The organism is Mitsuaria sp. TWR114, from assembly GCF_007997345.1.
In genome coordinates this window covers 1-8,698 of sequence record NZ_VOSR01000111.1, presented here as the reverse complement: position 1 = coordinate 8,698, position 8,698 = coordinate 1, and the positions used below count along the sequence as shown (strand labels likewise).

The 8,698-nt window shown below is 69.3% G+C and carries 9 protein-coding genes; 2 read left to right on the top strand and 7 right to left on the bottom strand.

The window, feature by feature from the left end; all coding sequences use genetic code 11:
- The coding region (locus FUT87_RS05555) for an aminotransferase class I/II-fold pyridoxal phosphate-dependent enzyme (RefSeq protein ID WP_147240349.1) at positions 1-631 on the top strand (631 nt) is incomplete at its 5' end.
- A gap of 27 nt (positions 632-658) precedes the next feature.
- On the opposite strand, the gene FUT87_RS05550 is transcribed toward FUT87_RS05555, so the two are convergent.
- From FUT87_RS05550 to FUT87_RS05520, 7 genes are all read right to left on the bottom strand, one after another.
- On the bottom strand, positions 659-1,300 hold the full coding sequence (locus FUT87_RS05550) for an SH3 domain-containing protein (protein WP_186830372.1): 642 nt from the start codon (positions 1,298-1,300) through the stop codon (positions 659-661).
- A 37-nt stretch (positions 1,301-1,337) separates the two neighbouring features.
- Entirely contained in the window at positions 1,338-2,372 is a 1,035-nt protein-coding gene (locus FUT87_RS05545) for a hypothetical protein (protein WP_147240347.1), read from the bottom strand.
- 98 nt (positions 2,373-2,470) lie between these two features.
- Positions 2,471-3,793, bottom strand: coding sequence for a fumarylacetoacetase (gene fahA, locus FUT87_RS05540; protein ID WP_147240346.1), 1,323 nt, complete (start codon positions 3,791-3,793; stop codon positions 2,471-2,473).
- A gap of 61 nt (positions 3,794-3,854) precedes the next feature.
- Positions 3,855-5,210, bottom strand: coding sequence for a homogentisate 1,2-dioxygenase (gene hmgA / locus FUT87_RS05535; RefSeq protein ID WP_147240345.1), 1,356 nt, complete (start codon positions 5,208-5,210; stop codon positions 3,855-3,857).
- Complete coding sequence (locus tag FUT87_RS05530; protein WP_147240344.1) at positions 5,197-5,445, bottom strand: DUF2783 domain-containing protein; 249 nt, start codon at positions 5,443-5,445, stop codon at positions 5,197-5,199. Before FUT87_RS05530 ends, hmgA begins: the two co-directional genes overlap by 14 nt.
- Complete coding sequence (locus FUT87_RS05525; protein ID WP_147240343.1) at positions 5,436-7,220, bottom strand: FAD-dependent oxidoreductase; 1,785 nt, start codon at positions 7,218-7,220, stop codon at positions 5,436-5,438. Before FUT87_RS05525 ends, FUT87_RS05530 begins: the two co-directional genes overlap by 10 nt.
- 136 nt (positions 7,221-7,356) lie before the next feature.
- Complete coding sequence (locus FUT87_RS05520) at positions 7,357-8,319, bottom strand: MBL fold metallo-hydrolase (protein ID WP_147240342.1); 963 nt, start codon at positions 8,317-8,319, stop codon at positions 7,357-7,359.
- Positions 8,320-8,472: 153 nt separating this feature from the next.
- Between FUT87_RS05520 and FUT87_RS05515 the strand changes: the two genes are divergently transcribed.
- Positions 8,473-8,698, top strand: a 226-nt coding sequence (locus tag FUT87_RS05515; RefSeq protein WP_147240341.1) for a helix-turn-helix domain-containing protein, incomplete at its 3' end; no start/stop codon positions are given.

Below are 8,698 nucleotides of genomic sequence, written 5' to 3'. Positions count from 1 at the left end.
GCGCCAGGCGCTGCTGGCCCGCGCGCGCGAGCTCGGCGCGGTGATCGTGGAGGACGACTACGACGGCGAGTTCCAGTTCGAGCCCCATGCGCAGGACGCGCTGCAGACGCTCGATCGCGAGGGGCGGGTCTTCTACGTCGGCACGTTCTCGAAGAGCCTGTTCCCGTCGCTGCGCAAGGGTTTCGTGGTGACGCCGCCCTGGGCGCGCGATGCCCTGGTGGACATCCGGCGCACGAGCGATTCACACGGCGACGCGGTGACCCAGGCGACGCTGGCCGCCTTCATCGCGGACGGGCATCTGGCGCGCCACATCCGCCGCATGCGGCCGATCTACCGGCAACGCCGGGAAGCGCTGGTCAAGGGACTGGACGCGGCGCTGGGCCGCTGGGTGGAGGTGCTGCCCGGCGCGGCCGGCCTGCACCTGAGCGTGCGGGCCCGCCGGCCGGCGGCGATGCCGGTGCTGCTGGACACGGTCCAGCAGCACATGCCGGGCGTCCTGCCGCTGTCCGCGTACGCGCTGGGCAAGCCCTCGGTGCACGGGCTGTGCATGGGCTACGGCTGCGTCGAGGTCGAGCAGATCGTGCAGGCGGTGCGGGCGGCGGGGCGCTCCCTGGAGCGGTCACAGCCATGAAGGACAGGAATGAGGCGCTCCAACACCTCAGGGCGCATCGCCGCCCAGCCCGCTGCAGCTGGTTTCCTGCAAATCACAGATCTTGTCGACCCAGGCCCGGAAACGGCCAGCAGGCAGGCCTTGTCGAGCGGGCGGGCTGACTTGCAGCTTCTCGCGAATCTCGGCGGGCAGTCGGCCCTCCGAGAACTCCACTTGCGCCCACTTGCCCATGCAGGCCGCCAACCGGCCGCCGTCCATCATGGCGCTGCTGTCGAAGGTGTCGCCGTCCCGGAACCGCAGGACTTCCGGCGCACTGGCGAGCGGCGCTGCCCTGCCCACGTTGGCCTGTGACTTCACGATCAAGCGGCTGCCGCTCACCCATCCTTCGCCCTTGTACATGGGGCGCTCGGGCTGACCGGTCATGTCCGCGTTGTCGCGAGCGTTGCGGATGAGGAACCATCCGTTGTCGGACGCGACGACCTCGACTTCGGCACGGGTCCGATAGCCTTGCTCCGGATCGACATGAACCGGTAGCAGCTTGCCCAGGATCTTGGCCTTGGCGTTTGGCGCCGCACGGACGTTCAGGCCGGCGGGGTCGGTCTCCTGGACGAATGCCCCGATCTCGCATTGACTGCGAGCCGATGTCGGCGAGCTGGCCAAAGCCGTCCCGGCCCAGGTCAAGGCCACCAAGGCAGCGAGGGCCCGGAACGCGGGCTTGAAGGTCCGATCAGTCGCCATCGATGAGCACATAGTGAAAGGTCTTGATGCGTCCCAGGGAAGCGAGGAAGGCGCCGTACCGGTTGTCGGGAACCGTCTGGCAACCCGCGGACCAGGTGTTGCGGTTGGCCTGGATGCCGCCGCGATGGATGTACATCGAGGTGCCGGCGCCCTTCAGGTCGATGCGGTTCGGGTCGCTCGCGTTGAATCGCCCGTCACCGTTGGTGTCCCGCTCGGCGACCTGCGCCGACAGCGATTGGAACGCGCGCGCGTCCATGTACCCACCGTCCTTCTCCGCGAAAAGGTAAGTGCCGGCGCGCAGACGGCCCGCGTCGAGGATGCCATCGCCATTGACGTCCGCGCCCTCGATCTTCTTGAAGGTCACGCCGGCATAGCGAGGATCGACCCGCCCTCCGCTGGCCACAGGCTTGGCGCGCTGCGAGTACTGCGCGCCCGGTTCCGTGCAGGCGGGGAAGACGCGAACGCTGTGAAGTCCGGCGGCGCCGTTCAGGACGACGATGTCGTCGTCGTACACCCCGCGACCCTTGTTGTCCAGCGTGGACGTGTCCCGCCTGAGACCGACGATGGTCAGCCGTCCTTCGCGCAGACCCGCCGCCGCGGCACGCGACCCGCGTTGCAGCACCAGACTGGCGCAATAGGCATAAGACGAACGAGGGGGCGTGCCCTGCAGTCGCATGAGTCGGGGCCGCTGCGCGACTTCTGCGGACCACTGCATCAGAAGCGCGGCACCGTTCGGGCGAGTGCTCAGCAGCGCCCGGGCGCGCCAAGTCAGACGCTGGTTGGCGATCCGCGCAGCGGCTGCCTGTAGCTCGGGCCGTAACGACGTGGTGCTCTCAGACCACTCTCGAAGCGCATCATCTGGCGCAGCCTCCGCCTTGAGGGCGAATTGCTCGGCCAATCCTTCGAGGTCAGGATCCAGCGATGAAGAAGCAGCGGGCATGCGATGTCCAAAGGGAGCGAAGGCAGAGCCAACGGATGACGCATTCTGCGGAGAAGAAGCCGTCACGAACAGGACGAAGGTCATCCCGTTCGTTGTTCCGTCGAGTCGAACGCCCCGGCTGCGGGCGCGCCTGGAGACTGGCGCAATCCAGACCGGCCCGATTCCTCGTCGCCGACGACCCCTCAGGCCACCGCCGGCATCACCGTGCCCACGCACGGCCCGAAGCCGATCGCGCGCCGCCCTGGCGCCTCGCAGCGGCCGACCAGCGCCACGCTGTCGCCGTCCTGCAGGAAGGTGCGCTGCTCGCCGCCGGGCAGCGTGATCGCCTGCTTGCCGCCCTGGGTCAGTTCCAGCAACGAGCCGCCCTGGTCGGCCGCGGGACCGGACATCGTCCCCGAGCCGAAGAGATCCCCCGGCTGCAGGTTGCAGCCATTGCTCGCGTGGTGCGTCAGCATCTGCGCGATCGTCCAGTAGGCATCGGCGAAGTCCGAGGCCATCAGCTTCGCGGGCGCCTGGCCCGCGTCGCGCATCGCGCGCGTCTGCAGGTGGACCTCCAGACGGATGCCGATGGCGCCGCGCTCGCGGTTGGCGGCGCCGTCCAGGTAGGGCAGCGGCCGCGGATCGCCGTCGGGCCGCGTGAAGGCGCGCCGGAACGGCGCCAGCGCTTCCATCGTGATCACCCACGGCGAGATCGTCGTGGCGAAGCTCTTCGCCAGGAACGGACCCAGCGGCTGGTATTCCCACGCCTGCAGGTCCCGGGCGGACCAGTCGTTCAGCAGCACCAGGCCGAACAGGTGCTGCTCCGCCTCGTCGATCGGGACCGGACGGCCCGGCTCGTTGCCGGTGGCCACCAGCGCGCCGACCTCCAGCTCATAGTCCAGCCGCTTGACCGGCCCGAAGCCCGGCGCTTCGGCCTCGGGCGCCTTGGTCTGGCCGAGCGGGCGGCGGAAGATCTGCCCGCTGACGCCGATCGACGACACGCGCCCGTGGTACCCGATCGGAACCCACTTGTAGTTGGGCAGCAGCGGGTTGTCGGGGCGGAAGAGTTTGCCCACGGCCGTCGCATGATGGATGCCGGCGTAGAAGTCGGTGTAATCGCCGATGCGGCAGGGCAGCGTCATCTCGACCTCGCTCATCGGCTTGAGCGCCGGCGCCAGCTGGGCGGCCTGTTTCGGTCCCGCATCGTCCTGGAGCGCCGCGACGAGCTCATGCCGCAGCTGCCGGCGCAGGCCGGGCCCGATCGCCATCAACGGATTCAGGCCGTGGCCCTCGCAGGTGCGCAGGACCGCGCCGAGCGCGTCCGACAGCGCGCCCAGCTCGGCCGCGGCGATCAGGTCCAGCACCTGGTCGCCGATCGCCGTCACCGGACGGAAGGCGCCGGTCGAGCCGGCGGCGCGGGCCATGCCCAGCGGCAGGTTCTGGATCGGGAAGTCGGTGTCCGCGGCATTCGCGGACGCGACCCAGCTGCGCAGCGCCGGGTCGTGGGTGTGGTCGAGGTCGGTCATCGGATCAGGTCTTTCGTTGTTCGTGTGCTTGAAAGCGCTCTCGGAGCGCGAGCGGCGACGCTCACGCCGGCTTGAACTTGTCCTTCAGCCCGCCCCAGCAGGCGGCATAGTCCGCGTCGAGCGCGCCACCACGCAGCGCCCATTCGGACGGGCGGAAGCGCCAGCGGCTCTCGAACATGAAGGCCAGCGTGTGATCGAGCTTCTGCGGCGTGAGGGTCCGCGTGCTCGCCGCCTCGAAGGCATCGGCGTCCGGGCCGTGCGGCACCAGGCAGTTGTGCAGGCTGGCGCCGCCGGGGCGGAAGCCCTCGGGCTTGGCGTCGTACTGGCCGTGGATCAGGCCCATGAACTCGCTCATCACGTTGCGGTGGTACCAGGGCGGACGGAAGGTGTCCTCCTGCACCAGCCAGCGCGGCGGAAAAATCACGAAGTCGCAGTTGGCGGTGCCGGGCGTGTCGCTGGGCGAGGTCAGCACGGTGAAGATCGACGGATCGGGATGGTCGAAACTGATCGAGCCGATCGTCATGAAGTGCGCGGTGTCGTACTTCAGCGGCGTCAGGTTACCGTGCCAGGCGACCACGTTGAACGGCGTCACCGCCTGCGCGTTGCGCCACAGCGCGCCGCCGGTCTTGCGGATGACCTCGTAAGGCGCACCATCGGGCTCGTGCGCGGCCGCGGGAGCGAGGAAGTCGCGTGGATTGGCCAGGCCGTTGGAGCCGATCGGGCCGAGCTCCGGCAGCCGGAACGCGGCGCCGTAGTTCTCGCAGACATACCCGCGGGCCGCGCCGTTGTGCGCCTCGACCCGGAAGGTCACGCCGCGCGGGATCAGCGCGATCTCGCCGGGCACGACGTCCAGCACGCCCATCTCCGTCGTGAGCCGCAGCCCGCCCTGCTGCGGGACGATCAGCATCTCGCCGTCGGCATTCATCAGCGCGCGGCGCATCATCGGACGGTTGAAGGCGTAGATCAGCGCGGCCATGCCGGTCTGCGCATCGGGGTCGCCGTTGCTGACGATGGTCTTGAGGCTGTCGATGAAGTCGACGCCAGTCGCGCCCGGCTGATCGTCCGGCATCGGGAACGGATGCCAGCGCAGCGGGTCGGGCGGCGCCGCGACACCGCCGGCGGCGCCGCTGGTCCAGAACGGCTGCTCATAGGCATGGAAGGCGCCGGTCACCACCGACGGCTGCCGGCGGTACAACCAGGTGCGGCGGTTCTCGACCCGGGGCGCGGTGAAGGCGCTGCCCGAGAGCAGCTCCGGGTAGAGGTCCATCGGCGCGCGCTGCGGGCTGTTGCGGCCGCGCGGCAGGGCGCCGGGGATCGCCTCGGTCTCGAACTGGTTGCCGAAGCCGCTCTGGTAGCGGGGCGCGTTCGGCGCGGCGGCGCCGGGCTCGGTCGCGCGAAGGGGCTCAGGTGCGTTCATGCGGGTCCTCGTGGGAAGCGAAGCCAGCGGGCGGGGCATCGCTGGAAGTGGAACGGGCGGCCGCGGACAGCGCTTCAAGCAGCACGTCCTGACGGCCGATGTGGTTGGCAAGCAGCAGGATCAGCCGCGCGTTGAAGGCGTGGCTCTGCGCGGGTTCGAGACCTTGATGCGCGGCGAGCAAGGCTTCGTAGAAGTCGTCGCCGGCGTCGAAATTGGGCGAGGTGATCAGCGGCATGCGGGCGTCTCCTCGAGGGCGGCATCCTGCGCCAGCGCACGGCGCAGGGCCGATTGGAGTTCGGCCGCGGTCGGGTGGTGGAGACGGGCGCAGACGTGCTGGTCCGGACGCAGCAGAACCACAAGGCCCGGCTCGGCGTCGTAGCGAGCGCGGACCAGGCCGTGAGGGTCGGACGCGTCGTTGATGCGCAGGAGCACAGGCACGTCCTCGTGCGGGAGGTGGGGCAGGTCCGGCAGTGGGCGGACTGCCACGTCTACCTGCGGGAGGCCAGGCGCGGGCTCTCCACGGGGCATGGGGGATCCCTCCTGGACCCCCAAGCCCCATTCCGGCCCCAGTGAGACTCGCTGTTCGCCCTTCGTGGGGGGCGGGGTGTCGAAGACCAGGGCGGTGAAGCGGCCCGGACGCATCTGGCGCAGCAGCCAGTCGTCATGGCCATCGATGCGGATCGGTGCGTCTGGTGCGGGTTGGCCGTATTGCGTCGTTGGCACCGACAGGCGGCCGCTGTTGACCAGGCGGCGGGCGAAGTCGAAATCCTTGGCCAAGGTCAGCGTGGCGTCGCGGAAGACGCGGCTGATCTCGCTCTTGGGAGTGATGAAGTCGGTGGAGCGCGTGGAGTGCAGGAGGTTCTCGTCCGCCGCGAGCTCACGCTCGCGGGCGTAGCCGTCGAGCAGCGCGAGCGGGGCGCGGCCCTGCACGACGGCCGCCAGCTTCCACGCGAGGTTGTCCGCGTCCTGGATGCCGGAGTTGGCGCCGCGCGCGCCGAAGGGCGAGACACCATGCGCTGCGTCGCCGGCGAAAAGGATGCGGCCATGGCGGAAGCTGTCCATGCGCATGCAGGCGAAGGTGTAGACGCTGGCCCAGACGAGCTCGATGTCCGGCACCGCACCGTCGCCGCCCGCGGCGCGCGAGGCCTCCCTCATCAGCGTGCGCACCCGCGGCAGGATGCGCTCGGGTTGCTTCTCCAGCTCCGGATCGGCATCCCAGCCGAGCTGGAAGTCGATGCGCCAGACACCGTCGGGCTGGCGGTGCAGCAGCACGCTCTGGCCGGGGTGGAAGGGCGGGTCGAACCAGAACCAGCGCTCGGCGGGGAAGGGCGCGTTCATGCGCACGTCGGCGATGAGGAAACGATCCTGGAAGGTGCGACCGTGGCTCTCCTGGCCGATCAGGCGGCGGACCGTCGAGCGCGCGCCGTCACAGGCGACGACATGATCGGCCAGCAGCGTGTAGGGGCCGTCCGGCGTCTCGAGGGTCAATGCGACGTGGTCGTCGCGCGCCTCGACGCCGGTGACGCCGTGGTGCCAGCGCAGGTCCAGCAGCGGCAGTTCGAGCGCGCGCTCGACGAGGAAGCCCTCGACGTAGTACTGCTGCAGGTTGACGAAGGCGGGGCGCTGGTGGCCGGACTCGGCCAGGAGGTCGAACTGGTAGACCTGCGCGTCGCGGAAGAACACCCGGCCCACGCCCCAGGAGACGCCCTTGTCGACGAGCCGCTGACCGCAGCCCAGCCGGTCGAGGATCTCCAGTGTCCGTTTGGCGAAGCACAGCGCGCGCGAGCCGACCGACAGCCGGCCGTCGTTGTTCAGCAGCACGACCGGCACGCCCTGCAGCGCGAGGTCGATCGCCGCGCACAGCCCCACCGGCCCCGCGCCCACGACGACGACCGGATGCCGCGCCACGTCGCCGCGCGCATGCGCGTCCTGGTCCGCGCTGCGACGGTACGGATAGACGATGCGCTGGTAGTCGACCTCAGGCGACACCACGGTCGGGTTGGCATTCATCGAAGTGTTCCTGGCCCAGCGGCCAGCCGCCCGGTCTTCCATGGAGATCCCTTCAGCCGGTCGAATTTCCCTGGATCAGCAGTCAGCCGGTCGGACTCCCTCTCCCGCTTGCGGGAGAGGGTGGGGGTGAGGGCCATCAGCCTTCCAAGGTCCTCCACATTTCCTGATCCCGCTCCGCCGTCCAGACCCTCGGATCGCGGAACTGCGTCACCTCGTCATAGCAGCGCGTCACATCGAAGGGCATGCAGTGATCAAAGATGACCCAGTGCCCGTACTTCTGCTTCATGACCGCGAAGGTGTCCTTGTAGACGGCGTTCAAGTCCTTGCCTGCCGCCACGCCGGCCTTCACCGACGCATGCAGGTCGGCGATGAAGCTGCGGGTCCCCGCCAGCCCCTGCGCGACCGACTCCGGCGTCGTCAGCGCCGCGCCACGCCCTGGGACCAGCGCCCGCGGCTCCAGCCGGGCGATGTTGTCCAGCGTCTGCGGCCAGTCCGCGAAATACGCATCGCCGGCATACGGCGTGGCGTCGAACTCGACCAGGTCGCCGGAGAAGAGGATCTTCTGCTCCGGCAGCCAGGCGACGGTGTCGCCCTTCGTGTGCCCGCGGCCGAGCTGCAGCAGTTGCACCTCCAGCCGGCCCAGCCAAATGCTCATCGCGCCCTGGAAGGTGATCGTCGGCCAGGTCAGCCCGGCGGGCACCGATTCGACATTGCGGAACAGGCGCGGGAAGCGGCCGATCTCGCTGGCCTTGTCCTGCTCGCCGCGCTCGACGATGAGGTCGTAGGTGTCGCGGCTGGCGATCACCTGCTCTGGCGCATAGGCGGAGGCGCCCAGCACCCGGACCGCGTGGTAATGGCTGAGCACCACGTACTTGATCGGCTTGTCGGTGACCTCGCGGATGCGGCGGATGACGTCCTGCGCCATCACCGGCGTGGCCTGGGTGTCGACGACCATCACCGCGTCGTCGCCAATGATGATCCCGGTGTTGGGATCGCCCTCGGCCGTGTAGGCGTAGGCGTTGTCGCTGAGCTTGACGAAGGAGACCTGCTTCTCCTCGACGTCGGCGTGGCTGGCGAACTGCTTGGTCGGCTGGGTCATGAGGTCTCCTGGCGTCTGCTTGCGAAATTCAGCAAAGCAGAATTGATTTGTTGATCGCGAATATAGCCGGTTGGCTGAATGTGTTCAACAATGCTGAATCGCGGCGGGCGCGGCCGCGATGGATACTGCGCCCCGCCATTGACCGAGACAAGCATGAGCACCGAAGACACTGCCGACGACCGAGATGAGCGCGAGGACCGCGAGGACCGGCGCGGCATCCAGAGCATCGAGGTCGGCGGCCGGCTGCTGAAGGCCGCTGCGGCGCGCGGCCAGCCGCTGCCGCTGAAGGCGCTGTCCCAGGCCGCCGGCATGAGCCCGGCCAAGGCGCATCCCTACCTGGTGAGCTTCTGCAAGCTCGGGCTGATGCGGCAGGACCCGG

What these genes read in the sequence shown, in the direction of transcription:
- fahA (WP_147240346.1), bottom strand. Translation starts at nt 3,793, where the DNA reads ATGACCGACCTCGACCACACCCACGACCCGGCGCTGCGCAGCTGGGTC.
- FUT87_RS05545 (WP_147240347.1), bottom strand. Translation starts at nt 2,372, where the DNA reads ATGACCTTCGTCCTGTTCGTGACGGCTTCTTCTCCGCAGAATGCGTCA.
- FUT87_RS05530 (WP_147240344.1), bottom strand. Translation starts at nt 5,445, where the DNA reads ATGCCGCTGATCACCTCGCCCAATTTCGACGCCGGCGACGACTTCTAC.
- hmgA (WP_147240345.1), bottom strand. Translation starts at nt 5,210, where the DNA reads ATGAACGCACCTGAGCCCCTTCGCGCGACCGAGCCCGGCGCCGCCGCG.
- FUT87_RS05520 (WP_147240342.1), bottom strand. Translation starts at nt 8,319, where the DNA reads ATGACCCAGCCGACCAAGCAGTTCGCCAGCCACGCCGACGTCGAGGAG.
- FUT87_RS05525 (WP_147240343.1), bottom strand. Translation starts at nt 7,220, where the DNA reads ATGAATGCCAACCCGACCGTGGTGTCGCCTGAGGTCGACTACCAGCGC.